The sequence below is a fragment of the Amycolatopsis sp. NPDC051045 genome (assembly GCF_040682955.1).
Lineage (GTDB): Bacteria > Actinomycetota > Actinomycetes > Mycobacteriales > Pseudonocardiaceae > Amycolatopsis.
This window is the reverse complement of the sequence record NZ_JBFBCC010000015.1, coordinates 52,621-77,328: the sequence shown is the minus strand read 5'-3', so window position 1 is coordinate 77,328 and position 24,708 is coordinate 52,621. Positions and strand designations below refer to the sequence as shown.

Genomic DNA, 24,708 nt, shown 5'->3' with positions numbered 1-24,708 from the left:
GACCCCGGCGCGCAGCTAGGGTCGAAGGGGTGACGACTCCCGTTCATGCTGCTGTCCTGAGCTAGTTCCCGCTCCCGTCCTCCACACACCCCGCACCTCTCGCGGGTTCTTCGACGCGCCCGCAGCAAGAACGGAAACCCCTTTCCCGTGGCTCACCTCGTCCTGCCCGGCGAACCCGATCGCCGGCTCTTCTCACCCCCAACGCGCCGCGCGGTCGCCGCCGACGACCGCCTCTCCGCCGACGCCGCCCTCCGCACGGTGTCCGACGGCGTCGCCCTGCTCTGGCGCGGCGACTACCCGGCCGCCCGGCAGCTGCTCGACGCCGTGAACCGGCGGATCCCCCCGCCCCCGCCCGACGACTACCCCGGCTACCGCGCCAACCGGGCCCGCCGGGCGCAGCTGCTCTCCCTGCTGTACGTGCCGCTGGACCCGGGGCACGTGATCCCGCTGCGGCGGGCGCCGGACGTCCGCGCGGCGTGCACCGCCGTCTACGGGCCGCTGCGGGAACCCGCGGCGGTGCCGCTGCGGGAGCTGCTCGGCGTCCTCGGCGCCGCGGAATGGCGCCGCAAGGGCGTCACCGTTCCGGCGCTCGGCGCGCGGATCCACCCGCACTACGGCGTTTTCGCGCCGGTGCGGCAGGAGTACGTCGACCTCGTCGCGCAGACGCCGTTGCCCGCCACGGAACTGGCGTTCGACATCGGGACCGGAACCGGCGTGCTCGCCGCCGTCCTCGTCCACCGCGGGGTGGGCCGGGTGGTGGCGACGGACTCCGACCCGCGTGCCGTCGCGTGCGCGACCGAGAACCTGACCCGGCTGGGTTTCGGGGACCGCACCGAGGTCGTGCCGGCGGACCTGTTCCCGCGCGGCCGGGCACCGCTGGTGGTGGCCAATCCGCCGTGGCTGCCCGGCCGGCCGCGCACCCCGCTCGACCACGCGGTGTACGACCCGGGCAGCCGGATGCTGCGCGGCTTCCTCGACCGGGCGCGCAAGCACCTCACCCCGGACGGTGAAGCGTGGCTGGTGCTTTCGGACCTCGCCGAGCACCTGGGCCTGCGCACGCGCGGCGAGCTCCTGGGCTGGATCGAGGCGGCGGGCCTGCGGGTCGTCGGCCGGTCCGAAGCGACCCCACGGCATCGCCGGGCCCTCGACCCCGCCGACCCGCTGCACCGGGCGCGAGCTGCCGAAGTCACGTCGCTCTGGCGACTCAGTCCATAGTGGACCGGAAGCCCGCGACCGCCTCCACGGCTTCCCGGGTCTCCCGGACGTTGTGGGCGCGGAAGACCGCGGCCCCGGCGTGCGCCGCGATCGCCGTGGCCGCCAGGGTGCCCGCCAGGCGGTCGTGGGCTTCGACGTCCAGGGTCTCGCCGATGAGGTCCTTGTTCGACAGCGCCACCAGCACCGGCCAGCCGGTCGCCACCAGCCGGTCGAAGTGCCGGAGCAGTTCCAGGCCGTGCCGGGTGCTCTTGCCGAAGTCGAAGGTCGGGTCGACGAGCACCCCGCCCCGCGGCACCCCGGCGGCGACGGTCCGCTCGGCCGCGGCCGTCAGCTCGGCGACCACGTCCGCGACGACGTCGTCGTAGCGGGGCCAGAACGGCCGGTCCGGGGTCGGCGCGGGGTACGGGTCGGTGCGGACCGGCATGCCCCCGACGTGGGAGCACACGTACCCGGCGCCGAACTCCGCGGCAACCCCGACCAGCTTCGGGTCGGCGCCCGCCCAGGTGTCGTTGAGCAGGTCGGCGCCCGCTTCGCACACCTGACGGCCGACTTCGTGCCGCCAGGTGTCGACGCTGATGACCAGCCCGGGGTGACGGCGGCGCACCTCGGCGACGAAGGGCACCACCCGCCTGCTCTCCTCGTCGACGTCGACCTCGGGGCCGTCGCCCGCCTTGACCCCGCCGATGTCCACGATGTCGGCGCCCGCGGCGACCGCCTGGTCCACCGCGGCCATGGCGGCGGTGTCGGCGAAGGTCGCGCCCTTGTCGTAGAACGAGTCGGGCGTGCGGTTGACGATGGCCATGACCAGGGCGCGGTCGCCGGGCATGCGACGGCCCCGGAAGACCACCTCCGGCCGGTGTGACGTCATGCTCCCAACCCTGCCAGGTCACGGCTGGGTCCGAAACGCCGCGTCCGGGGCCTCCCGGCGGCTATCCTCGGGCGCGAAAACCGATCAGGGGGGCGCAATGAGCACGACCAGCGAGGGCCCGGCCCGCAGCGATGCCGAGGCGATGATCGCCGAGGCCAAGAAGGCCCTGTGGGCGATGGTCGGCCTGCTGGCCGTGCTGTGGCTCGTGCAGATCATCAACGCCGTCGACGGGTACGACCTGAGCCGCGAATTCGGCATCGAGCCGCGGGACCCGGCGTCGCTGCCGGACATCCTGACCTCGCCGTTGATGCACAAGAGCTGGATGCACATCGAAGCCAATTCGGGGCCACTGTTCGTGTTCGGGTTCCTCGCCGCCTACCGCGGGGTGAAGAAGTGGCTCGGCGTGAGCGTGCTGATCATCATCGCCAGCGGCCTCGGCGTCTGGTTCATCACGCCGTCGAACACGGTCACCGTCGGAGCCAGCGGCCTGCTGTTCGGCTACTTCGGCTACATCATCGTGCGCGGGCTGTTCGACCGGCACCCGATCGACATCGTGATCGGGCTCGTGATGGCGTTGTGCTTCGCCTACCAGTTCACCTCCCTGCTGCCCACCGACGAGGGCGTCAGCTGGCAGGGCCACCTCTTCGGGTTCGCCGGCGGCATCATCGGCGGCTGGATCTTCCGCGACCGGCGGCCCAAGGCGGTCGCCGCCCCGGACGCGGCGACCACCCTGCTCCCCAGGGACCTCAGCTAGGCGGCCCGAGCTCCGCCTCGACGACGATCCGGACGTACCGGCCGATCAGCGGCCGGGGCGCCCGCATACCCAGCGGGGCCCGGTCCAGCGTCCCGGTGGCGCGGACCCGGGTGCCGCCGGCCGGCTCGACGGCCAGCGTCAGCGGGCCCGACGTCCCGCGCAGCCGGAGCTCGCCGGTCACTTCCCAGCCGTCGTCGCGCCGCCGGACTCCGGTGGCCGTGAAGGTCATGGCCGGGTGGGCGGCGCTGTCCAGCAGGTGCGGCTTGCGCAGGTCGGCGTCGCGGCGTGGGTTCTGCGTGTCGAGCGCGCCGAGGTCCAGCTCCGCGTGGACCGCGGTCACCTCGCCGTCGCGGACCTCGACGGTGCCCGTGCGGACTCCGATCGTGCCGCGCACCCGGTTGAACCCGAAGTTGCGGACCTCGAAGGCCGCCGTCGACCGTCCACTGCGGACGGTCCACGTCCCGGTGCGCAATGCCGGGGCGGTGTGCGGGCTCATCGCGCAGCCGCCGGCGCCGGCAGGGCCGCGTGCAGCACGCGGTGCAGGTCGACCCGGTCTGAGCCGGGCAGCAGCGCGGGGTCCTCGCCCGGCAGCAGCTCGGTGCCCATGATCGCGTCCTGGACGGCTTCGACCGTCTCCAGCGACGCCGTGAAGCCCACGATGACCGAAGACCGGTCCTCGGCCACGAGGACGTAGGTCGAGCCGACGCCCTCGATGTCGCGCACGGCGGGCCAGATCCGCTCGCGGCCCGCGCGCCGCTCGGCGGCCGACTGGTCGGCGCTGCGCGGCCCGTCGAACCAGGTGAGCTGGGCGTAGGCAGCCGCGGGCGACGCCGAGTACACGTCGGCGACCCGGTAGACACCCGTGTCGAGCCAGGTGGTCCCGGCGGGCCGCCGCGCCGCGGCCTCGTCCGCACCGGCCGCGTCGGGCCAGAAGGCGACGACGGCGCCGGTCTGCCCGCCCAGCTGGGTCAGCGTGCAGGCGCCGAGCGCGCCCTGGCCGGGGTCGCGGGTCCCCAGCGGACCCCGGAACTGGTGGATCGTGGCGTACATGAGGTGCTCCTTTTTCGCTGGTCAAGGCGTTGGGAGCCACTTTCGTCCGGTACCGCGTCCCGGACATCAGTGCCAGTACGGAGACCGACGCGGAAACCGGGCACGGAGGGGATACTGCTCGGGTGACGCGCAGCGAACCGTTCGTCGGGCGGGCCGATGCCGCGGCCGACCTGCGCGCGTGGCTCGCGGCGGCGGACGGCGGCACCGGCGCGCTGGTGCTCGTCGGCGGCCCGGCGGGGATCGGGAAGACCCGCCTGGTCGAGACGGTGACGGATCGCGCCGCCGTCTGGGGCCGGTGCGTCGACGACCCGGGCGCACCGCCGCTGTGGCCGTGGCGGCGGGTGCTCCGCGCGCTGCCGGAAGCGGGCGCGGAGGTCGACGGTGCCCTCGCCGACCTCGACGGCCACGACGACGCCGACCTGGTCGCCGCCCGGTTCCGGTTCGTCGCGGTGGCCGCCGACGCGCTGATCGCCGCGGCCGAGCCGGCCGGCCTCGTCGTCGTCCTCGAAGACGTGCACTGGGCCGACGAGGCGTCGCTGCGGCTGCTACGGCACTTGGCCGGGGAGCTCCGCCGGTCCCGGCTCGCCGTGGTCGCGACGTACCGGGACACCGCCTCGGCGGGCCCGCTCTTCGAAGCGCTGCCGGACCTGCTGGGCCGGCCGGGCACGGAAAGCCTGCGCCTGGACCCGCTGACCGAGTCCGACGTCCGCGCCTACCTCGCCGGGATCGGCCGGACGGGCGTCGACGTCCGGGACGCGTTGCGGCGGTCGGGCGGGAACCCGCTCTACCTCCGGGCGGTGGCCCGGTCCTCGGCGACCGCCGGCGGCGAGGCCGAGCTGCGCCACCTCGTCCGCACCACCGTCGCCGGGCTGGACGCCGGGACGCGGGAGCTGCTGGCGATCGCCTCGGTCCTCGGCGAGGAGGTCGACGCGCACGTCGTCGCCGAGGTGGCCGGGCAGCCGGTGGACGGCGTCGTCGCGGCGCTCGACCGGGCGGTGCGCGCCGGGGTGCTGCGGCCCGCCGTCGCCGGATCCCGGCGGTTCGCCCACGCCGTCGTGCGCGACGGGATCTACGGCGACCTCGACCAGGGCGTCCGCGAGGAACTGCACGCCCGGGCGGCGGCCGCGCTGGAACACCGGGCGGAGCCGGGCGTGGTGGCCGGGCACTGGCTGCGCTCCGCGGCGACCCCGGATGTCCTCGCCCGGGCGGCGGACTGGACCGAGACGGCGGCGCGGGACGCCACCCGCTCGCTCGCCTTCGCCGAAGCGGCGCGCTTCCTGGACCTCTCGCTCGGCTGCCGTCGCCGCGCCGGAACCCGTGACGGCCTCGCCGCCCTGCTCGTGGACCTCGCGACCGCGGAGTACCGGGCGGGCCGGTTCGCCCGCAGCCTCGACCACGCGCGCGAGGCCGCCGGGTTGACGTCCGACCCGGCGCTGGCCGTCGCCGCGGCGCTCGTCGTCCGGGACACCGCCGCGCCCGGCCTGCTGCCGGAGATGGCCGCGCTCGCGGCGTCCGCGCTGGCCGCGATCGGCCCCGGAGGCGACCCGGCGGTGCGGGCGAAGCTGCTGGCGCAGTCGGCCTCGGTGGCGGCCGACAGCGGGAAGACGAGCGAAGCGGTGAAGGCCGCCGACGAAGCGCTGGCCCTCGCGGAACTGTCCGGCGACCAGGAGGCCCGGCTCGACGCCGTCCGCGCCCGGCTGAAGACGCACCCGAGGGAACTGCCGCTGGCCGAACGGCTGCGGCTCGGCGCGCTCGCCGTGTCCCTCGGCGGCCCCGGACGGCCGCTCGTGGCGCTGTGGGGGCACAAGTGGCGGATCGACGCGGCGTTCGAGGTCGGCACGATCGCGGTGGTCGACACCGAGCTGACCGCGATCTCCGACCTCGCGGCGACGACGCGGCTGCCGCTCGTCCGCTGGCACGAGCTGCGGCTGCGGGCGTCGGTCGCGGCCTACCGCGGCGCGTTCGCCGAGGGCCGCGAGCTGAACCGGCTCGCGGGAGAGCTCGCCCGGGCGGAACTGGCCGAGGACCGGTCCACGGTCGGGATGTCCTTCGCGTTCGCCCAGCAGCTGGCGGATGTGGTCGGCGACCCGGCCGAGCTGCCGGCGGGGTACGACGAGCTGCTGGCGATCGCGCCGCCGCTGCCGGTCACGATCCTCTCCCGGCCGCTCTGCGCCCTGCTCACCGGCCGCCGCGACGAGGCCCGGGCGACGTACGACGCCCTGCGTCCCCGCCTGCGCGATCCCGGCTTCATCGGGCTCACACCGGGGGTCGGCCCGACCCTCCTGCCGCTGCTGGAGGCGTTCGAGGACCTCGAAACCGCGGAGTGGCTCGCGCAACGGATGGCCGGCGAGCCGCCGTTCGGCTCGGGCGGCGCGGGCACCTTCTGCAGCGACTGCTCCAGCAGCTGGGCCGGCCGCCTGGCCGCACTCCTCGGGCGCCACGCCGAGGCCGTGCCGCTGTTCGAGGAGGCGATCGCGTGGGACACGCGGCTCGGCGCCCGGCCGTACGTCGTGCACAACCGCGTCCGTCTGGCGGCCGCGCTGGCCGCCCTCGGCGAGCTGCCGCGCGCGGAGACCCTGGCCCGGCAGGCCGCCGCCGAAGCCCGGCGGCTCGGCATGCCCGGCTGGGTGCGGGACGCCACCGCGCTGCTCGACCGGGCGCGAGCCGAGGCCGACCCGCTGACCGGGCGCGAACGGGAGGTCGTGGCGCTGGTGGCCGGCGCGCTGAGCAACCGTCAGATCGCCCACCGGCTGGTGCTGTCGGAGCGCACGGTCGAGAGCCACGTCCGCAGCGTCCTGGCCAAACTGGGACTGGCGAACCGCACGGAGGTCGCGGCCTGGGCGCTCCGCCGGGACCGCACGACCGGCTGAACGCGAACACCGCGCCGATGTCCCCGTCCGGGGCGGAATCCACGCCCCCGACGCCGTTCCGCGCTTCCGGGCCACCGCTGTGCAGTCCCTGTGCATCCGGCCGCACACGCTGCGGATCCGGCTGTGCTGTGGTGATCTGAAGTGGTGGCGATCAAGTTTCCCCGCTCCGCGCTGACGGCCGCGGCGGCCGTGCTGGTCCTGGGGGCCGGCCTGGTGGCCGGCACCGACACGACCGCCGACGACGCCTACGCCGCGGGCAGCACCCCGGCCGCCACCTCGCCCGCTCCGGCGAAACCCGCCGCTTCGCCGGTCGGGGCGTTGTTCGCCGACGGGAGCCACTTCTGCACGGCGAGCGTCGTGCACTCCGCCGCCGGCAACGTCGTCCTGACCGCCGCGCACTGCGTCAAGGACGGCATGACGTTCGCCCCCGGTTACCGCGACGGCGTCGCGCCGCTGGGAAGGTGGACGGTGACCTCGGTGGCCGTCGCCGACGGCTGGACGTCCTCGGCCGACCCGGATCTGGATTTCGCCTTCCTGACCGTCCGCCAGGACGGAAACCCGGCCTCGCTGGAAAGCCTCACCGGCGCGAACACGCTCGGCACGAACCGCGGATTCGAGCACCGGATCACCCTCACGGGCTACCCCGACACCACCGATTCCCCGGTGGTTTGCGAAGGGAACACCACGCGGTCGGACACCTATCAGCTGCGCGTGGCGTGCCCGGGTTTCCCCGACGGCACCAGCGGCGGGCCGTGGGTCACCGACGGCGCGGTCATCGGCGTGATCGGCGGTTACCAGCTCGGCGGCGACACCCCGGACGTTTCCTACAGCGCGTATTTCGACGACGACATCGCGAAGCTGTACGCGTCCGTCACCGGCTGAAAACGCGAACCGGGCCCGCATCCCTGGCGGAGGACACGAGCCCGGTTCACCTCTCGCGAACCCTCAGCAGGTCACGATGAGCCCCGTGAGCGCCGAGCACGTCTTCGAGGCGCTGTCGTTGGCGGGATTGGGATCCGTCGGCGAGCTCGCCGTCCGCTGCGCCGTGGTGGTGTACGAACCGAGCGCGAGCAGGCCGCCGTTCACCGAGAACCTGGCCGTCGCCGACGCACCGCTGGCCAGCGAAGCGACGTCACAGTTCACGTTCCGGGTGGTGCCGACGTGGGCGCACCCGGTGCCACTGGCGAACGACAGGGCCGGCGCGTACGTGGCCACGACGCGGATTCCGGTCGCCGTGGCCGGGCCGGTGTTCGTCACGGTCACGGTGTAGTCGATCCGCGCGTTGAGCCCGCCGTGCCCGGTCGCGGCGAGCGCGACCTTGACGTCGGCCTGGGTCGACGGTGAGGCGATGGTGACGACCGGGCCGTCGAGGGTCTCGAAGGCGTAGTTGTCACCGACGAACTGGTGCTGCAGCGTGAACGACCCGGGTGCCGCGGTTTCCTTGACGCGCAAGGTGAACACGGCGGTCTTGGTGCCGCCCGCCTCCAGGTCGCCGAACGGTGCGCGGTAGCTGCTGCCCGCCTGGAAGCAGCCGAGCGCCGTCACACCGGTGCAGGACACGAGGTCGGCGACGTCGGTGATCGCGGTGGGCGAGCCGTAAATGGCGGCCTTCGCGAAAGTCACCGTGAAATCGGTGGGGTTGTGAATGGTTGCCGTGACGGTGAATGTCTGTCCCGGCAGCACCGTGGTGGGGCTGACTTCGACGGAACTGGTCGGCGTATCCGCGTGCGCAGCGGGCGCAATGGCGATGAACGCCGTGGCCAGTGCGGCCACCGAGGACAGGATTGTGGTTCTTCGCCAGCTTTTTCGCATAGTCGTCATCTCGCTGTTCCGTCCGGGGAATGCCGCTCTGACAGATGTTGCGTGGTCTTTTTCGGACAACGCTGATCAGTCGTCGCACTCCCGGAATTCGTTACCGCCATCCGGACGCGCCGCGGTGCCTCCGTCAGGAGGGACGCCAGCGGCCGTTCATCTCACCGGGCCGCGGTGGCGGGCCCGGCAGGTCCGGGCCGCCCGCCGACAGTCCCTCGACCAGCAGTGCGAGGTACCGGCGCCGCAGCTGCGCCGTGCGCTCCGGGTCGTCGACGCGGATCGCGGCGCAGCATTCGAGGATCATGCCGATGTCTTCGGTGACGGCGTCGTGGCGGAGCCGCCCGGTTTCGCGCGCCCGCTCCACCAGGCGGGCCGTCAGCTCGCCCGCCCGCCGCGCGTCCTGGCCCATCTCGGTCGTCGGGGTGAACGTGCCGGCGAGGTGGACCGTCAGCGAGTGCACGTCGGCGTCGACGACCCGGGAGAGGAACCCGGTCAGCGCCGCCCAGCCGTCCGGCTCCTCGGCGGCGGCTTCGGCTTCGTCGATGTAGGTGCGGAGCCCGTCGTGGCAGAGGCGGCAGAGCAGGGCCTCCTTGCTGGGGTACCGCCGGTAGAGCGCGCTGATGCCGACGCCGGCGCGTTCGGCGACGTGCGCGATCGGCGCCTTCGGATCCCCCAGGAAGACGTGGCGCGCGGCGTCGAGGATGACGAGGTTGTTGCGGGCGGCCTGGCCGCGGCGGCCGGGCAGGGCTGTCTCGGGCATGCCCCGGAGATTAGCACTGGAACGGATCGTTCCGGTCTGCTACAGTTCGGAACGAAGCATTCCGTTCCACCCTGAGGAGCCAGTCATGACGGTCCCCGCCCTCCGCCCGTTCCGCGCCGAGATCCCGCAGCCTGCCCTCGACGACCTGCAGAACCGCCTGCGCGGGGCGCTGTGGCCGGACGACCTGCCCGCCGACTACGGCGTCACGAACGAGCGGGTCCGCGCGCTGGCCGAGTACTGGCTGGAGAAGTTCGACTGGCGGGCGTTCGAGGCGCGGCTCAACGCGTACCCGCAGTTCCTGACGGAGATCGACGGCGAGACCGTCCACTTCCTGCACGTCCGGTCGTCGCGGGCGGACGCGACCCCCCTGGTGCTGACGCACGGCTGGCCGGGCTCGGTCGTCGAGTACCTCGACGTGATCGGCCCGCTGACCGAACCGGAATCGGCCGACGCGCCGGCGTTCCACCTGGTCATCCCGTCGCTGCCGGGCTTCGGCTTCTCGGGCCCGACCCGCGCGGCGGGCTGGGGCACGCACCGCACCGCGGCGGCGTGGGCGGAGCTGATGAACCGCCTGGGTTACGAGTCGTACGGCGCGGCCGGCAACGACGCGGGGTCGATGATTTCGCCGGAGATCGGCAGAATCGCGCCGGACAAGGTCGTCGGCGTGCACGTCACGCAGCTGTTCTCGTTCCCGTCCGGTGACCCGGCCGAGATGACGGACCTGAGCGAAGCCGACCAGGCCGCACTCGCGCACCTGCAGTGGTTCTACGAGAACATGTTCTCCTTCAACACGTTGCACAGCCAGCAGCCGCACACGCTGGCGTTCGCGCTCGCGGACTCCCCGCTGGGCCTGCTGGCGTGGAACGCGCAGCTGTTCGGCGAGCACCTCGACGCGGACTTCATCCTGGCGAACGTGGCGCTGTACTGGCTGACCCGCACCGGCGGCTCGTCGATCCGCTTCTACTACGAGGACGCGCACACGAAGGCGCACCCGGACGGACCGACGACGGTGCCGACGGGCCTGGCGATGTTCGCGGGCGACTTCCAGTCGATCCGCCGGTTCGCCGAGCGCGACCACGCGAACATCGTCAGCTGGAACGCCTATGACACGACGACGGGCACCGGCGGCCCCCGCGACGCGGCCGGCCACTACGCGGCGCACGAGGCCCCGGAGGTTCTGGTGGGCGACCTCCGCCGGTTCTTCGCGAGCCTGAGCCGCGGCTCGTCGTGGCCGGTCCTGGCGTCGGCCCACGAAGCCCTGCGTTCGGCGATCGCGGGCATCACGGACCGGTCGGCGTGGTCGGCCCCGACGCCGTGCTCGGCGTGGAACGTCACCCAGGTCCTCCAGCACGCGGCGGGCGACCAGCTGGGCTACGCGGCGTTCATCACGGGTGCGGGCGGCCCCGACTTCGACCCGTTCTCCCCCTCGGGTGAGCTCACCGGCCCGGCAGCGGACTTCCTGGAGCCGACGCTGACGGCCGCGGCGGCGGCGTTCGCCACGGTGAGCCGGGACGCGACGGAGGTCCCGACCCCCCTGCCGCAGGGCGCCCTCCCGGCCCCGGTGGCGGTAGGAGCGGCGGCCCTGGACGCGGCGGTGCACGCCTGGGACATCGCGGTGGCCACGGGCCAGGCGTCCCCGCTGACGCCGGAACTGGCCGAGCAGCTCCTGCCGGTGGCCCAGCAGCTGGCCGAACCCCTGCGCGGCTTCGCGTACGCCCCGGCACTGGACGCCACCCCCGACGACGACGCGGTGTCGACGCTGCTCCGGTACCTGGGCCGCAATCCACAGTGGACGGCCTGACAGAGGCCACGGGTTTGCCGGGGAACCACGGCGGTTCCCCGGCAAACCCGCGTGCGGCGGCGAGTGCGGCGGAGAGCGCGGCAGACAGTGCGGCGGCAGGGAATCCCGGCAAGCCCGCAGCCGGCGCCTGCTTCACCGGCGCACCAGCACCACCCAGCCACCGACCAACCCGGCCGCTTTCAGTGGCCCGGCCACCCCCGGCTCCGCACCGCCGTGCCCGACTCCCGGCCGCCACCCAACTCCCCCGCCCCCGCACCGGCAAGCACCGGCCAAGCGCGGCTCTTCCCTCGCCCGCCATCCCCGTCAAACCCGCCTCCACCTGCGATCCTGACTCTCCGCACAGCCGAGGTACCCACCTTCGGCGCCTCCCGCCACCCCGAACCCCTGGGTACGGTGACCGCATGATGCGCAAGGCGGTCGCGGTGCGGCGGGAGGAGATCGTGCTCGCCGCGCTCGAACAGATCCGGGCCCGGGGGATCGCCGGTGTGCGGGCCGCCGATGTCGCCCGCTCGCTCGACGTCAGCACCGCGCTGATCTTCTACCACTTCGGCACCCTCGAAACGCTCGTCATCGAGGCCTTCCGGCAGGCCGCGGAAAAGGAGCTCGCGAAGCTGAACGACGAGCTGGCGCGAGGCGGCCCGGCCGACACCCGGCTGCGCGCGGTGCTCACCCTGTACGGGCCCTCGACGCAGGACGGCTGGCAGCTGTGGATCGAAGCCGGGGCGGCGGCGATGCGCGACGCCGCCCTGCGGGCCGTGTTGCAGCGGCTGGATCTGCGGTGGCGTGACGCCGTCGTGGCGCTGATCGCCGAGGGGGTCGGGGCCGGGGTCTTCCGGTGTCCCGATCCGCACGGTGCCGCGTGGCGGCTGACCGCGCTGCTGGACGGGCTCGCCGTCCAGGTCGTCGCCCGGCGGGGCACGGTCACCGCCGACGACTGCGCCCGGTGGGTCGAGCAGGCGATGGCGTACGAGCTCGGCTGTTGACCGGGGGATCAGGAGGGGCGATGACGGAACCGGCCTTGCTCGAAGTGGCGTGGACCGACCCGGTCACCGGGTGCCGCGGGTACCTGGTGATCGACCGGCTCGTCCGCGGCGTGGCCAGCGGGGGCCTGCGGATGCGCCGCGGCTGCTCGCTCTTCGAGGTCCGCGGCCTGGCCAGGGGCATGACGCTGAAGGAAGGCCTCAACTACGACCCGGACGGCCGGTACGTCCCGCTGGGCGGCGCCAAGGGCGGCATCGACTTCGACCCCTACGACGAGCGCGCCCGCGACGTCGTCGCCCGCTACCTGCGCGCCATGCGGCCGCTGATCGAGCAGTACTGGACCATGGGCGAGGACCTGGGCCTGCGACAAGACGTCATCGACGGCGTGATCGCCGAGATCGGCCTGCTCAGCCCGGTGCAGGCGGTCTACCCGCTGCTCGAAGACCGCGAGGCGGCGACCGCCCGGCTGGCGGCGGCGTTCCGGATCGACGTCGGCGGCCTGGGCCTCGACGAGCTGGTCGGCGGCCTCGGCGTCGCGCAGGCCACCCTGACCGGGCTCGAGATGCTGGGGCTCGACCAGCACCCGAACCGCGTCGTGCTGCAGGGCTTCGGCTCGATGGGCGGCGCCACCGCACGCTTCCTCGCCGACGCCGGCCTGCGCGTGGTCGGCGTCTCGGACGTCCGCGGGGTCGTCGCCAACCCGGCCGGGCTCGACGTCGAAAACCTGCTGCGGCACCGCGACCGCTTCGGCGGGATCGACCGCGACAACCTGAAGCCCGGCGACGAGCTCCTGCCGCCCGAAGCGTGGCTGGACGTGCCGGCCGAGGTCCTGGTGCCGGCGGCGATCTCGTACTGCGTCGACAGCGACAACCAGGCCAAGATCGGCGCGAAGCTCATCGTCGAGGCCGCGAACCTGCCGGTCACCCCGGACGCCGAAGAGCTGCTGGACGCCCGGGGCATCCGCGTGGTGCCGGACTTCGTCGCCAACTCGGCGACCAACTCGTGGTGGTGGTGGACCCTGTTCGGCGACGTCGGCGCGGACGCCGAGGAAGCCTTCGGAAAGGTCCGCGCCCGGATGCGGGCCCTGGTGACCAGCATGTTCGAGGTCGCCACCCTGGACGGCTCGAGCCTCCGCGCCGCCGCGCTGCAGCTGTCGGAGCAGAACCTCGAGGCCATCCAGGCCCGCTTCGGCTGAGGGAACGAATCGGGCCGGAATATAGTTGAACGTTTCATGAAACTCGGCATCTACAGCTTCGGCGACCGCGCGCCGGATCCGCGCACCGGCGAGCAGCCCACCGTCGCGCAGACGCTGGCCAACACCCTGGAGCGGATCAAGCTCGCCGACGAGCTCGGCCTCGGCTTCTACGGCCTCGGCGAGCACCACCTCGACCAGTACGCGATCTCCAGCCCGGGCACCGTGCTGGCCGCGGCCGCGAGCATGACGAACCGGATCACGCTGAGCTCCGCCGTCACCGTGCTGAGCACCGAGGACCCGGTCCGCGTCTACCAGCAGTTCACCACGCTCGACCAGCTCAGCCACGGCCGCGCCGAGCTGCTCGCCGGGCGCGGGTCGTTCACCGAGTCGTTCCCCCTGTTCGGCAACGACCTCGGCGACTACGACGAGCTCTTCGAGGAGAAGCTCGCGCTGCTGCTGCGCATCGACCGCGAGGACCCGTTGACCTGGTCCGGCAAGTTCCGCCCGCCGCTGGAGAACGCGCGGATCCTGCCCCGGCCGTACGGCAGGCGCCTGCGCATTTCGATCGGCACCGGCGGCAACCCGGAGTCGTCGATCCGCGCCGGGCTGCTCGGCCTGCCGGTGGTGTACGCCGTGATCGGCGGACGACCCGAGCGCTTCGGCCCGCTGGTCGACCTCTACCGCCAGGCCGGCGAGGCGGGTGAGCACGACCCCGCGGACCTGCACGTCACCATGGGCGCGATCGGCTTCCTCGCCGAGAAGTCCCAGGACGCCAGGGAAATCTTCTACCCGTACTGGCTCGAGACGATGAAGTACGGCGCCCGCGCCCGCGGCTGGGCGGTCCCGACCCGCGCCGAGTACGACGGGTACACCCGCGACGCCCAGGCGCTGTTCGTCGGCAGCCCCCAGGAGATCGCCGAGCGGCTGATCGAGGTGGGCAAGCTCACCGGCGCGGACCGGTACGCGATGCAGATGGACTGGTCCGGCGTGCCGCACGCCGACGTCATGCGGGCCATCGAGCTCCTCGGCACCGAGGTCCTTCCGCTGGTGGAAAAGGAGTTCTAGACGTCGTTCCCGGCGATGTAGCCGAACGTCATCGCCGGGCCGATGGTCGACCCCGCGCCCGCGTAGCTGTGGCCCATCACCGCCGCGCTCGCGTTGCCGGCCGCGTACAGGCCGGGGATCACGGATCCGTCCGGGCGGAGCACCCGCGCCCGGGCGTCCGTGCGCATGCCGCCCTTCGTGCCGAGGTCGCCGGGGACGAGCCGCAACGCGTAGAACGGCGGCGCCCACAGCGGCGCGAGGCCGGGGTTGGGCCGCACCGACGGATCCGTGTAGTAGCGGTCGTACGCGCTGGCGCCGCGCCGGAAGTCATTGTCCACACCGGACCGGGCGAACCCGTTGAACCGGTCTACAGTGGACTTGAGCGCGGCGGCCGGCACGCCGATCTGCGCACCGAGACCCTGAACGGTCGACGCCTTGAAGACCGCACCGGCGGCGTACCAGGCGTCCGGGAACGGCAGCAACGGCAGGATGTCGCGGAACAGGTACCGATTCCGGTAGTTCTGGTCGACGATCAGCCACGCCGGGATGTCCGGCGCCGACGGGTTCTTGTCGTACATGGTGTGCACGACGTCGCTGTAGGGCGCGGCTTCGTTGACGAACCGCTGCCCGGCCTGGTTCACGATCAGCCCGCCGGGCAGGGTGCGTTCGGCCAGGCAGAAGTACGGGTCGCCGGGCGCCGGGATGGCCGGGCCCCACCAGGCGTCGTCCATCAGGTCGAGGGCAGCGCCGGCGCGCTGGCCGGCGCGGTGGCCGTCGCCGGTGTTCTCCTTCGCGCCGACCGTCCAGTCGGTACCGATCGGCTGACGCTGGTACTGCGCGCGCATCGCCGCGTTGTGCTCGAACCCGCCCGAGCCGACGATCACCCCACGCCGGGCGCGGACCAGCCCCTGCGGCACCACGACGCCGGTGACCGCGCCGTTTTCGACGTTCAGGTCGATCAGCGGGGTGTTCAGCCACACCGGGACTCCCGCCCGGAGCAGGCCCACCCGCAGGCCGGCGGCGAGCGACTGCCCCATGGTGAGCGGCTTCTGCCCGGCCAGCGCGGCGGCCGTGCCACGGGCGAGGCACTCGGCGGCGACCGCGGTGCCCTTGGCGTTGACCGCCGCGAGGTTCAGCCACTTGTAGTCGGCGCTGAACACGACGAGCCCGGGCGGCGTGGCGAGGTAGGGCGGGTTCAGGTTCGCCAGCTCGGCGCCCAGCAGGTTCCCGTCGAACTGGTCCGGCTCGATCGACCGGCCGTTCGGCAGGCCGCCCGGGAGCTCCGGGTAGTAGTCGCTGTAGCCCTCCATCCAGCGGAACCGCAGCGGGCTGTTCGCCAGGACGAACGCGATCATCGCCGGGCCGTGGCGCAGGAACGCCTCCTGCCGCGCGGCCGGCACCTCCGGGCCGACGACGGCGGCGAGGTACTGCGCGGCCTTCGCGGGGGTGTCCGGCACACCGGCGGCCAGCAGCACCTGGTTGTTGGGGATCCAGATGCCGGCACCGGACCGCGCCGCGGACCCGCCGAACGTCGGCGCCTTCTCGACCACGACGACGCTCAGCCCGCGTTTGGCCGCCGTCAGCGCCGCGGTCATGCCCGCCGCCCCGGAGCCGACCACGACGACGTCGTACTCGCCCAGCGGCGCCGCGGCGTTCGCGGCCGGGGCCGCGAGCCCGGACGTCACGGCGAGGCCCACGCCCGCGGCACTGCCGCGGAGGAGCTGGCGGCGGGTCAGGTCGGCATCCATGGCGCACTCCTAGCTCGCGGAACGGCGAGGGCCATGATCTCGACACCAGCGCAGAACTGAAACCTGTTCTACCCGGTTGGAGCAGCCGCGACCCGGTCCGCTCGTCCGGTGGCGCCAACCGGCGGCGGCATTCGGCCCAGGCTCAGACCTTCCAGGTCACCGGCACCTCCTCGGGTCCGCGCACCGACAGCGGCGGCCGCCAGGCGATCGTTTCCGGCGCCACGGCCAGGTCCAGTCCGGGTAGCCGGTCCAGCAGCGCCCGCAGGGCGATCTCGCCCTCCAGCCGGGCCAGCGCGGCGCCGAGGCAGAAGTGGATGCCGTGCCCGAAGCCGAGCTGCGGGGCGTCCTTCCGGCGGATGTCGAACTCGGCCGCTGCCGGGAACACGTTCTCGTCGCGATTCGCGGCACCGACGTGCGCCAGCACCGCCTCGCCGCGCCGCACGAGCACCCCGCCCAGCTCGACGTCTTCGAGCGCCACGCGCAGCAGGGACGAGTCGACCGGGCCGTCGTAGCGCATGATCTCCTCGACCGCGCCCGGCGCCAGCGCCGGATCGGCGCGCAACGCGGCGAGCTGCTCCGGGTGCCGGCACAGCAGGACGACGCCGGAAGCGATCAGGCTGACCGTCGTCTCGTGCCCGGCGAGCAGCAGCTGCGCGGCCAGATCGACCAGCTCCGGCTCGGTGAGCCGGTCGCCGTCCTCGTCCCGGGCGTGCACGAGGGCGCTCAGGAAGTCGTCGGCGGGGTGCGAGCGCTTCGCCGCCACCAGTGCGGCCATGTCCTCGGCGCCGTCGCGCCGCGCCCGCTCGACGTCGGCGGGTGCGTGCTGCATCGGGGTCACGATCACCCGCGACCACTGCCGGAACCGCTCGCGGCCGGCGAACGGGACGCCGAGCAGCTCGCACATCACGGCGGTCGGCAGCGGGAAGGCGAACTCCTCGACCAGGTCCGCCGGCGGGCCGTGCGCGACCAGCGCCCGGAGGAGCTCGTCGGCGAGCTCCTGGATCCGGGACCGCAGCGCGGCGATCCGGCGCACGGTGAACGCCTGCGCGGACAGCCGGCGCAGGCGCGTGTGGTCAGGCGGGTCCATGTTGAGGATGCTGTGCTCACCGGTCGAGAAGTCGCCCGGCTCGATGAGGCACGGCGCACCCGGGTACAGCAGGTTGCGGCTGAACCGCGGGTCGGAGAAGACCGTGCGGACGTCGTCGTAGCGCGTCACCAGCCAGCCCTCGTGGCCGCTCGGGAAGGCGATCCGGGACACCGGCGGGTGCCCGGCGTAGACGGCCCCCAGCGGGACGGCGGGATGGTCCTTCGCGGCGGGATAGGCAGCGGTCATGACGCCGATGATGGGCGCCGTTCACGGCGTCGCGGAAGGCGTGGGCCGGCAGAAAACCCGTCCGGACGCCGGAGACCGCCCGGACGGCCGCACGACCGGGCCTTCTCCGTCCGTTGTGGACAGTCGCGGCTTCCGAAGAAAGTTGACGGCGTCCTCAGTTTATGACTAAGTTGAGGACACTCTCAATTTCTCTGCAGGAGGTTCCCTTGCCGAAAGTGCTCGCAGTCCTGGGCGTAGGTCCCGGGCTGGGTCTGTCGATCGCCCACCGCTTCGGCCGCGAAGGCTTCACGACGGCGCTGGTTTCCCGCACCGACGCCCGGCACGCGACGTACCGCGCGTCCCTGGCCGGGGTCGACGCGCCCACCTACACCGCCGACGTGACCGACGAAGCCCAGCTCCGCGACGTGCTCGTCCGCATCACGGCCGACGCCGGCGAGATCGACACGGTGTACTTCGGGCCGGCCGACGCCACGTCCGGTCCGGGGATCACACCCCTCACCGAAGCCGGCGCCGTCGCCTTGCGCACATCGTTCGATTCCATCGTGCTCCCGGCGGCGAGACTCGTCGAAACCGTGCTGCCGGGCATGCTGGAGCGCGGCTCGGGTTCGCTGCTCTTCGCCGGCGGCCTGAGCGGCAAGTACCCGATACCGATGCTGGGCAGCCTCGCCCCGGCGTCGGCGGCGCTGCGCATGTACGTGCTGACGCTGCACGCGGCCCTGCGGGAAACGGGCGTCTACGCCGGGATCCTGACCGTCGGCGGCCTCATCGAGCGCGGCGACATCCACCGCGTGTTCACCGCGCAGGACCACGGCTTCACCCCGGGAACGCTCGATCCGGACGACATCGCCGAGAAGGCGTGGTCCCTGTACGCCGAGCGGGACGCCGCCGAAGCGGAGTTCAACGCGCTGGCTGCGGTCTAAGCGAGGTAGGACAGTTCCGGGTGCGCGGCGGCGTAGCCGTCGAGCAGCCGCCGCGCGACCGACACGGAGTCGACCAGCGGATGCAGCGCGAACGCCCGCAGCGCCGCCTCCCGCGAACCCGTCGTCGCCGCTTCGATCGTCGCCCGCTCGACGGCCTTGACCGCCGTCACCAGGCCCAGCGCGTGGTCCGGCAGCGGCGCGGCGGCGATCGGGCGGGCACCGTTCGCGTCGACGGCGCACGGCACCTCGACGACCGCGTCGCCCGGCACGCCCGGGAGCGCAGAACCGTTGCGGACGTTGAGGATCAACGTCGTGCGCTCGCCGTGGGCGAGGGCGCGCATCAGGGCCAGGGCGACCTTCTCGTAGCCGCCGCCTTCGAGGTCGTCTCGCGCCCCTTCGCGCGTCTCGGCCATGTACGTCGCTTCGCGCTCCAGGCGCGTGCGTTCCCACGACGTCAGCGAAGGTTCCGCGTAGAAGCCGCGTTGCTGCTCCAGCAAGAACGCGCCGCGCGACTCCGAACCCGCGGCCTCGCGGGCGAAGTAGTAGTAGTGCAGGTATTCGTTCGGCACCGCGCCGAGCGCGCGCAGCCAGTCCGCGCCGAAGAGCTTGCCCTCCTCGAACGACTCGCACGCGGCCGGGTCGGCGAGCAGCCGCGGCAGGACGTCCTCGCCGCCGACGCGGACCGAGCGGAGCCAGCCCAGGTGGTTGAGTCCCGCGTAGCCGAACCGCGCCGTCGCCGGATCGATCCCCAGTGCCCGGGCGACGCGGCGGCACAGCCCGACCGGCGAGTCGCAGATGCCGATCACGCGGCCGCCGAGGTGCGCGGCCATCGCTTCGGTGACCATCCCGGCGGGGTTGGTGAAGTTGATGACCCACGCGCGGGGCGCCAGCTCGCCGATCACCCGGGCGAGGCGCACCGCGACCGGGACCGTCCGCAGCCCGTAGGCGATCCCGCCCGCACCGACCGTTTCCTGGCCCAGCACGCCTTCCGCGTGCGCGATCCGCTCGTCCAGCCGGCGGCCGTTCAGGCCACCGACCCGGATGGCCGAGAACACGAAGTCCACACCGGACAGTGCGGTGGGCAGGTCGGTGGTGGTGCGCACCCGCGGCGCGTTCCCCGCTCCGGCGGCCTGCTCGGCCAGGACGCGTTCGATCGCGGCGAGGCGTCCGGCGTCGACGTCGTGCAGGACGAGCTCGGTGACCTCGCCGCCGGCCAGCAGCGCCCCGTGCACCTGCGGCACGCGGAACCCGCCGCCGCCGAGGATCGCCAGCCTCATCGCCGGGCACCGCCTCGGATTCCCCCGGTCGAGTGATGGCCGCTCCGCGCCGGCCCGCTCAGCTCGTGCCGCATCCGGCGACCATAGCAGCCGGAATCGCGCGATCCATCGTCGAAGAACGGTGGCACTTGCGAATCCGGCGCGGCTGACGCAGGCTCGGGCCGACCGTTGCGTGACCGGATTGGAGGCGCCCGTGCCGGCCGAGCCCGCACCCGACATCGATGTCTTCCTGTCCGGTCTGCTGTTCTTCGACCTGGTCTTCACCGGGCTCGAACACCCGCCGGCGCCGGGCACCGAGGTGTGGACGGGCGGCATGGGTTCGGGGCCGGGCGGGATCGCGAACTTCGCGGTCGCGCTGAGCCGGCTCGGCCTGCGGACGTCGCTGGCGGCGGCGTTCGGCACCGACGTCTACGGGCGGTACTGCTGGGACGTGCTGGCCCGCCAGGAGCGGATCGACCTGTCCCGGTCGCGGCGGTTCCCGGAGTGGCACTCGCCCGTGACGGTCTCGCTGGCCTACGCCGGCGACCGCGCGATGATCACCCACGGCCACCCGCCGCCCGTCCCGGTCGCGGAGCTCGCCGGTTCGCCGCCGCCGAGCCGCGCGACGGTGGTGCACATCGGCCTCGACACGGCCGAGTGGGTGCACACCGCGCACCAGTCGGGCAGCCTCGTGTTCGCCGACGTCGGCTGGGACCCGTCCGAGGCCTGGTCACCGGCGTTGCTGAAGCAGCTGGCGTGCTGCCACGCGTTCCTGCCGAACGACGTCGAAGCGATGCGCTACACCCGCACGGACACGCCCGAAGCGGCGCTGGCCAAGCTCGCCGACCTGGTCCCGATCGCGGTGATCACCCGCGGCGGCGAGGGCGTGCTGGCGGTGGACGGCACGACCGGCGAGACGGCGGCGGTCCCGGCGCTCCCGGTGGAGGTGCTGGACGCCACGGGCGCGGGCGACGTGTTCGGCGCCGGCTTCGTGGCCGCGACGCTGACGGGCTGGCCGTTGGTGGAGCGTCTCCGGTTCGCCTGCTTGACGGCGAGCCTGTCGGTCCAGCACTTCGGCGGCGCACTGGCGGCCCCGGGCTGGCACGAGATCGCCCAGTGGCACGCGCGGACGCGCAGCCCGCAGTACGCGTTCCTGGACGAGGTGCTGCCATCGGAGACGGTGGCGGGCATCCGCCGCGGCCCGGTGACGCTCGGTTTCGGCGACGACCCCTGGCGCTGACCCACCCGCCCCGGCTGCCTCCCGCCCAAGTCCGTGAATGCCACCTTGAGGGACGTAAAGTCCCTCAAGGTGGCATTCACGGCACGTCGGAGCTAGCCCACCGACACCCGCAGGATCTGGTTGTGGCTGTTGTGCGGGACGCCGTCCTTGTCGCCGTCCACACTGGTGGCGAGCCAGAGCTGACTGTCCGGCGCCGGCTCGACCGTGCGCAACCTGCCGTACGTTCCGGTGAAGAACGACCGGGAGTTCGTCAGCGCGTCGCCGCTGATCACCGCCCGGTAGAGGCGCGCCCCGCGCTCGCACGCCACGTACAGCGCGTCGCCGACGATCGCGATGCCGCTGCACGAGCCCTGCGCCACCGGGTACGTCTGCTTCGGCGCGATGGACCCGTCACACGAACCCGACGTCCCTTCGCACGAGGGCCAGCCGTAGTTGCCGCCCTTCACGATCAGGTTCGTCTCGTCCATGATGCTGTTGCCGAACTCCTGCTCCCACAGCCTGCCCTGCGAGTCGAACGCCAGGCCCTGGACGTTGCGGTGCCCGTAGCTCCACACCGCGTTGCGGAACGGGTTGTCCGCGGGGATCGAGCCGTCCGGGTTGATCCGCAGCACCTTTCCGTTGAGGCTGCTGGTGTTCGGCGCGGTGGCGCTGTTCTGCGCGTCACCCGTGGCCGCGAACAGGTACCGGCCGTCCGGACTGAACCGCAGGCGGCCGCCGTTGTGGTACTTGTTGCGCGCGATGCCCGTCAGCAGGACCTGCTCGGTGCTCGTGACCAGCGCGTCGGCGGCCGGGTCGTACTGGATCCGCACGATCCGGTTGTCGCTCGACGTGGTGTGGAAGAGGTAGAGCCAGTGGTCCGTGGCGAACGACGCCGGGTTGATCTCCAGCCCCAGCAAGCCGCCTTCGCCGTCGGTGTTGTCCACGTCCGGCACGGTGCCGACCGTCTTCTTCACCCCGGTGGCCGGATCGAGGTGGACGATGACGTGCGCGTCGCGCTGGTTGTAGAGGATCGTGCCGTCCGGCAGGGTGACCAGGCCCCACACGACGTCGTCGTCGGTGGCGATCTGCGTGGCGCCGCAGACACCCTGCGACGGCGTGCAGGTCGATCCGCCGGCGGTGCGGACGTCCAGGACCGGCGTGCTCGGCTCGCTGAGGTTGCCGTTCCGGTCGACGGCCCGCACCTGTAAGTGGTACGCCGTGTCCGGGGTCAAGCCGCCGAGCGTGGTGCTCGCCGTGTCCGACGTCCCGATCTGCGTGCCGGAGTCGTAGATCCGGTAACCGGTGACGCCGGTGTCGTCGGTCGACGCCGTCCACGCCAGGCCGATCGAGGTGCTGTTGACCGCGGTCGTGTGCAGGCCCGACGGCGCGGACGGCGGCGTGTGGTCGTCGGACGGCGGCGTCTTCACGGACAGGGTGCCGCTGGCCTGCGACACGTTCCCGGCCGCGTCGCGCGCGTTGACGTAGAAGCCGTAGTTGCCGTTCGGGCCGAGGTTGCCGCAGGTCGCCGTCAGCGCGCCGGTCGTGCTGGCGCAGAGCTGGCCGTCGCGGTAGACGTCGTAGCCCGTGACGCCGACGTCGTCGGTGGCCGCGGTCCACGAGATGGTCGCACTGGTCGACGTGACCCCGACGAGGGTCGGCGTGCCGGGCGGCGACGGCGGCACGACGTCCCCGGCCAAGCCGTAGACGCCGAACTCCTGCAGCGAGTAGCCCCTCGACGCGTCGGTGCGGCAGCGTTTCGTGCCGTACACCCGGACGTAGCGGCCGGTGCCGTCGAGGGAGGTCAGGTCCTCGACGCCGCCCTTCCCCGCGGTGGTCGCGTAGATCTTCGTCCACGTGACGCGGTCGGCCGAGGTGCCGACCTCGTAGGCCGTGGCGCACGACGCGTCCCACTGCAGCCGCACCCGGCTGACGTGCACGGCCGCGCCGAGGTCGACGTAAATCCACTGTGGATCGACGCCGGCCGAGCTGGCCCAGCGGGTTCCCGCGTTGCCGTCGACCGCGTTCGCCGCCGGGCAGCACCCGCCCGACGACGACACCGTCACCGGCTTTCCCCGTGACAGCAAGGGATCGGCGGCCTGCGCCGGCCCCGCCGTGGCGATCGTTCCGGCGGCGAGCGCCAGCGCGATCGCCCCCACCCGAATCCGTCTGCTCATTCCGTCCTCCATACGTGATGACGACGGCGGAGCGCTCCCGGACCGACCTGACGCCAGGACGATCTCGAAAAAGAGGCTACGAGCGGACCGTCCGGGTGGTCAACCGGCATCCCGCTCAACGGGTCCGAATGGCCGAAAGCGCATTCAGCCCGGCAGCACCCGCCCGAGGAAGCCCCGGATGTACCCGGCGATCGCGTCCAGGTGCGTCTCCAGCGCGAAGTGGCCGGACTCGAGCAAGTGGATCTCGGCGTCCGGCAGGTCACGGGCGTAGGCGCGGGCACCGTCGGCGATGAAAATTTCATCGTTGCCGCCCCAGACCGCCAGCAGCGGGACCTGGCTGGTCCGGAAGTATTCGTGGAACTTCGGGTACAGGCCGATGTTGTGGTGGTAGCCGGCGAGCAGCGCCTGCTGGATCGCCGCGGCACCGGGCCGGTCCAGCAGCGCCTGGTCGTGGATCCAGACGTCCGGGCTGACCAGCGACGGGTCGGGCACGCCGTCGAGGTACTGCGCCTTGGTCGCCTCGAGGGTGACCATGCCGCGCAGGTCGTCCTCGGTCAGCGTGCCGGCGGCGAGCTTCTGCGGGAGCCCGGCGCCGAGGCCCTCGACGTAGGCGTTGCCGTTCTGCGTGACGATCGCGGTGACCCGCTCGAGGTTCGCGGCCGCGATGCGCAGGCCCACCGGCGCGCCGAAGTCCTGGATGTAGAGCGAGAAGCGGCCGAGGCCGATCCGGTCGAGCAGGCCGAGCGTGAGTTCGGCGAGCGCGTCGAAGGTGTAGTCGAACTCACCGGCCGGCGGCGCGTCGGACGCGCCCGCGCCCAGGTAGTCCGGCGCGACGACGTGGTAGCGATCGGCCAGCGCCGGGATGAGGTGCCGGAACATGTGCGAGCTCGTCGGGAACCCGTGGAGCAGCACGATCGTGGGTGCGCCGGCGGGCCCGGCCTCCCGGTAGAACAGCCGGTGCCCGGCGACGGTGGCGTAGCGGTGCTGCACGGTGACCACGGTGTTCTCCTCACGTATCATGGATACTTTTCTATTTATCCATGAGATGGAGTAGGCTGTCAACGAGTCGGGGAAACTGGGGACGGACTCGGGAGGCGAACGTGGTCACTGCGGCACCCGGCGAGGACCGCTCGCCCGCGCTGGCACTGGTCAACACCTGGCGGCTGACGCCGGGAGGCCCGGTCGACGACCTGGGCTCGCCCGGCGAGGCGACGTCGTGGCTGCATCGTCATGCGCTCGCGGCCGCCGTCCCCGGCGCGGAGGAGCTGAGCCGCCTGACGGAGCTGCGCACCGCGGTCCGCGAACTGCTGGCCGCACTGGCGGAGGGCCGCGCACCGGACGCCGCCGCGGTGGAGGCGGTGAACGCGGCCGCCCGGGCCGACGCGGCCGCACCCCAGCTCGCGTGGCGCGGCGGCCCGCGACGCGAGTGGCACAGCACCCGGCCGGGCACGATCGACGCGGCGGCGGCGGCCTTGGCCCGCGACGCGATCGACGTGGCGGGCGGCGACCTCGGCCCGCTGGTGCGCCCGTGCGAGGCCCACGGGTGTGTCCGGTTCTTCTTCCGCGAGCACGCCCGCCGCCGCTGGTGCTCGACAACATGCGGCGACCGGGTCCGCGCGGCCCGGCACCACCGCCTGGTGGTCGAGCAGCGCGAGACATCCCCGTGAAGCGGCCCGCTGTGGCGGTGGGGGCGTAGGGAGGAGCGGGC

General features: G+C 73.1%; 21 protein-coding genes. 11 read left to right on the top strand and 10 right to left on the bottom strand.

The window, feature by feature from the left end; all coding sequences use genetic code 11:
* Positions 1-162 precede the first annotated feature (162 nt).
* Entirely contained in the window at positions 163-1,215 is a 1,053-nt protein-coding gene (locus tag AB0M80_RS30530; protein ID WP_364572180.1) for a class I SAM-dependent methyltransferase, read from the top strand.
* On the opposite strand, the gene folP is transcribed toward AB0M80_RS30530, so the two are convergent.
* Positions 1,205-2,083, bottom strand: a complete 879-nt coding sequence (gene folP, locus AB0M80_RS30525) for a dihydropteroate synthase (protein ID WP_364571831.1) — start codon at positions 2,081-2,083, stop codon at positions 1,205-1,207. The two genes, AB0M80_RS30530 and folP, sit on opposite strands and share 11 nt — an antisense overlap.
* A gap of 97 nt (positions 2,084-2,180) precedes the next feature.
* Between folP and AB0M80_RS30520 the strand changes: the two genes are divergently transcribed.
* Positions 2,181-2,837, top strand: a complete 657-nt coding sequence (locus AB0M80_RS30520; protein WP_364571829.1) for a rhomboid family intramembrane serine protease — start codon at positions 2,181-2,183, stop codon at positions 2,835-2,837.
* Here AB0M80_RS30520 and AB0M80_RS30515 read toward each other — a convergent pair.
* On the bottom strand, positions 2,830-3,333 hold the full coding sequence (locus AB0M80_RS30515; protein ID WP_364571827.1) for a YceI family protein: 504 nt from the start codon (positions 3,331-3,333) through the stop codon (positions 2,830-2,832). The genes AB0M80_RS30520 and AB0M80_RS30515 overlap by 8 nt on opposite strands.
* Positions 3,330-3,887: a hypothetical protein gene (locus AB0M80_RS30510; RefSeq protein WP_364571825.1), complete on the bottom strand. Its 558-nt coding sequence runs from the start codon at positions 3,885-3,887 to the stop codon at positions 3,330-3,332. The genes AB0M80_RS30515 and AB0M80_RS30510 overlap by 4 nt, the downstream gene beginning before the upstream one ends.
* A 122-nt stretch (positions 3,888-4,009) precedes the next feature.
* Between AB0M80_RS30510 and AB0M80_RS30505 the strand changes: the two genes are divergently transcribed.
* Both AB0M80_RS30505 and AB0M80_RS30500 read left to right on the top strand, forming a co-directional pair.
* Positions 4,010-6,757: an AAA family ATPase gene (locus tag AB0M80_RS30505; RefSeq protein ID WP_364571823.1), complete on the top strand. Its 2,748-nt coding sequence runs from the start codon at positions 4,010-4,012 to the stop codon at positions 6,755-6,757.
* Positions 6,758-6,898: 141 nt separating this feature from the next.
* The gene (locus tag AB0M80_RS30500; RefSeq protein WP_364571821.1) at positions 6,899-7,639 is read left to right on the top strand and encodes a serine protease; all 741 of its coding nucleotides are present in this window, start codon (positions 6,899-6,901) and stop codon (positions 7,637-7,639) included.
* Positions 7,640-7,702: 63 nt separating this feature from the next.
* On the opposite strand, the gene AB0M80_RS30495 is transcribed toward AB0M80_RS30500, so the two are convergent.
* A complete protein-coding gene (locus tag AB0M80_RS30495; protein ID WP_364571819.1) occupies positions 7,703-8,530 on the bottom strand; it encodes a hypothetical protein in 828 nt (275 codons plus the stop codon).
* A gap of 172 nt (positions 8,531-8,702) precedes the next feature.
* Positions 8,703-9,329 (bottom strand): helix-turn-helix domain-containing protein, encoded by a 627-nt coding sequence (locus tag AB0M80_RS30490; protein ID WP_364571817.1) that lies wholly within the window; start codon positions 9,327-9,329, stop codon positions 8,703-8,705.
* Positions 9,330-9,414: 85 nt separating this feature from the next.
* Here AB0M80_RS30490 and AB0M80_RS30485 point away from each other — a divergent pair, with 85 nt between their 5' ends.
* From AB0M80_RS30485 to AB0M80_RS30470, 4 genes are all read left to right on the top strand, one after another.
* Positions 9,415-11,130, top strand: coding sequence for a TIGR03086 family metal-binding protein (locus AB0M80_RS30485; RefSeq protein ID WP_364571815.1), 1,716 nt, complete (start codon positions 9,415-9,417; stop codon positions 11,128-11,130).
* A 401-nt stretch (positions 11,131-11,531) separates the two neighbouring features.
* Complete coding sequence (locus AB0M80_RS30480; RefSeq protein ID WP_364571813.1) at positions 11,532-12,113, top strand: TetR/AcrR family transcriptional regulator; 582 nt, start codon at positions 11,532-11,534, stop codon at positions 12,111-12,113.
* A 20-nt stretch (positions 12,114-12,133) separates the two neighbouring features.
* Positions 12,134-13,306, top strand: coding sequence for a Glu/Leu/Phe/Val dehydrogenase dimerization domain-containing protein (locus tag AB0M80_RS30475; RefSeq protein ID WP_364571811.1), 1,173 nt, complete (start codon positions 12,134-12,136; stop codon positions 13,304-13,306).
* A gap of 36 nt (positions 13,307-13,342) precedes the next feature.
* Positions 13,343-14,371, top strand: a complete 1,029-nt coding sequence (locus AB0M80_RS30470) for an LLM class flavin-dependent oxidoreductase (RefSeq protein WP_364571809.1) — start codon at positions 13,343-13,345, stop codon at positions 14,369-14,371.
* On the opposite strand, the gene kstD is transcribed toward AB0M80_RS30470, so the two are convergent.
* The gene (kstD, locus tag AB0M80_RS30465; protein WP_364571807.1) at positions 14,368-16,098 is read right to left on the bottom strand and encodes a 3-oxosteroid 1-dehydrogenase; all 1,731 of its coding nucleotides are present in this window, start codon (positions 16,096-16,098) and stop codon (positions 14,368-14,370) included. The two genes, AB0M80_RS30470 and kstD, sit on opposite strands and share 4 nt — an antisense overlap.
* A gap of 142 nt (positions 16,099-16,240) precedes the next feature.
* On the bottom strand, positions 16,241-17,431 hold the full coding sequence (locus AB0M80_RS30460; protein ID WP_364571806.1) for a cytochrome P450: 1,191 nt from the start codon (positions 17,429-17,431) through the stop codon (positions 16,241-16,243).
* Between the two features lie 215 nt (positions 17,432-17,646).
* On the opposite strand from AB0M80_RS30460, the gene AB0M80_RS30455 reads away from it, so the two are divergent.
* The gene (locus tag AB0M80_RS30455; protein ID WP_364572178.1) at positions 17,647-18,351 is read left to right on the top strand and encodes an SDR family NAD(P)-dependent oxidoreductase; all 705 of its coding nucleotides are present in this window, start codon (positions 17,647-17,649) and stop codon (positions 18,349-18,351) included.
* Here AB0M80_RS30455 and AB0M80_RS30450 read toward each other — a convergent pair.
* Complete coding sequence (locus AB0M80_RS30450; protein ID WP_364571804.1) at positions 18,348-19,628, bottom strand: 6-phospho-beta-glucosidase; 1,281 nt, start codon at positions 19,626-19,628, stop codon at positions 18,348-18,350. The genes AB0M80_RS30455 and AB0M80_RS30450 overlap by 4 nt on opposite strands.
* 193 nt (positions 19,629-19,821) lie before the next feature.
* Here AB0M80_RS30450 and AB0M80_RS30445 point away from each other — a divergent pair, with 193 nt between their 5' ends.
* Entirely contained in the window at positions 19,822-20,847 is a 1,026-nt protein-coding gene (locus AB0M80_RS30445) for a carbohydrate kinase family protein (protein WP_364572176.1), read from the top strand.
* A 92-nt stretch (positions 20,848-20,939) separates the two neighbouring features.
* Here AB0M80_RS30445 and AB0M80_RS30440 read toward each other — a convergent pair whose 3' ends face one another.
* Positions 20,940-23,000, bottom strand: a complete 2,061-nt coding sequence (locus tag AB0M80_RS30440) for a PQQ-dependent sugar dehydrogenase (protein ID WP_364571802.1) — start codon at positions 22,998-23,000, stop codon at positions 20,940-20,942.
* A 144-nt stretch (positions 23,001-23,144) separates the two neighbouring features.
* Complete coding sequence (locus AB0M80_RS30435) at positions 23,145-23,999, bottom strand: alpha/beta hydrolase (protein ID WP_364572174.1); 855 nt, start codon at positions 23,997-23,999, stop codon at positions 23,145-23,147.
* 101 nt (positions 24,000-24,100) lie between these two features.
* On the opposite strand from AB0M80_RS30435, the gene AB0M80_RS30430 reads away from it, so the two are divergent.
* The gene (locus AB0M80_RS30430; protein ID WP_364571800.1) at positions 24,101-24,667 is read left to right on the top strand and encodes a CGNR zinc finger domain-containing protein; all 567 of its coding nucleotides are present in this window, start codon (positions 24,101-24,103) and stop codon (positions 24,665-24,667) included.
* The last annotated feature ends 41 nt before the right edge of the window (positions 24,668-24,708 follow it).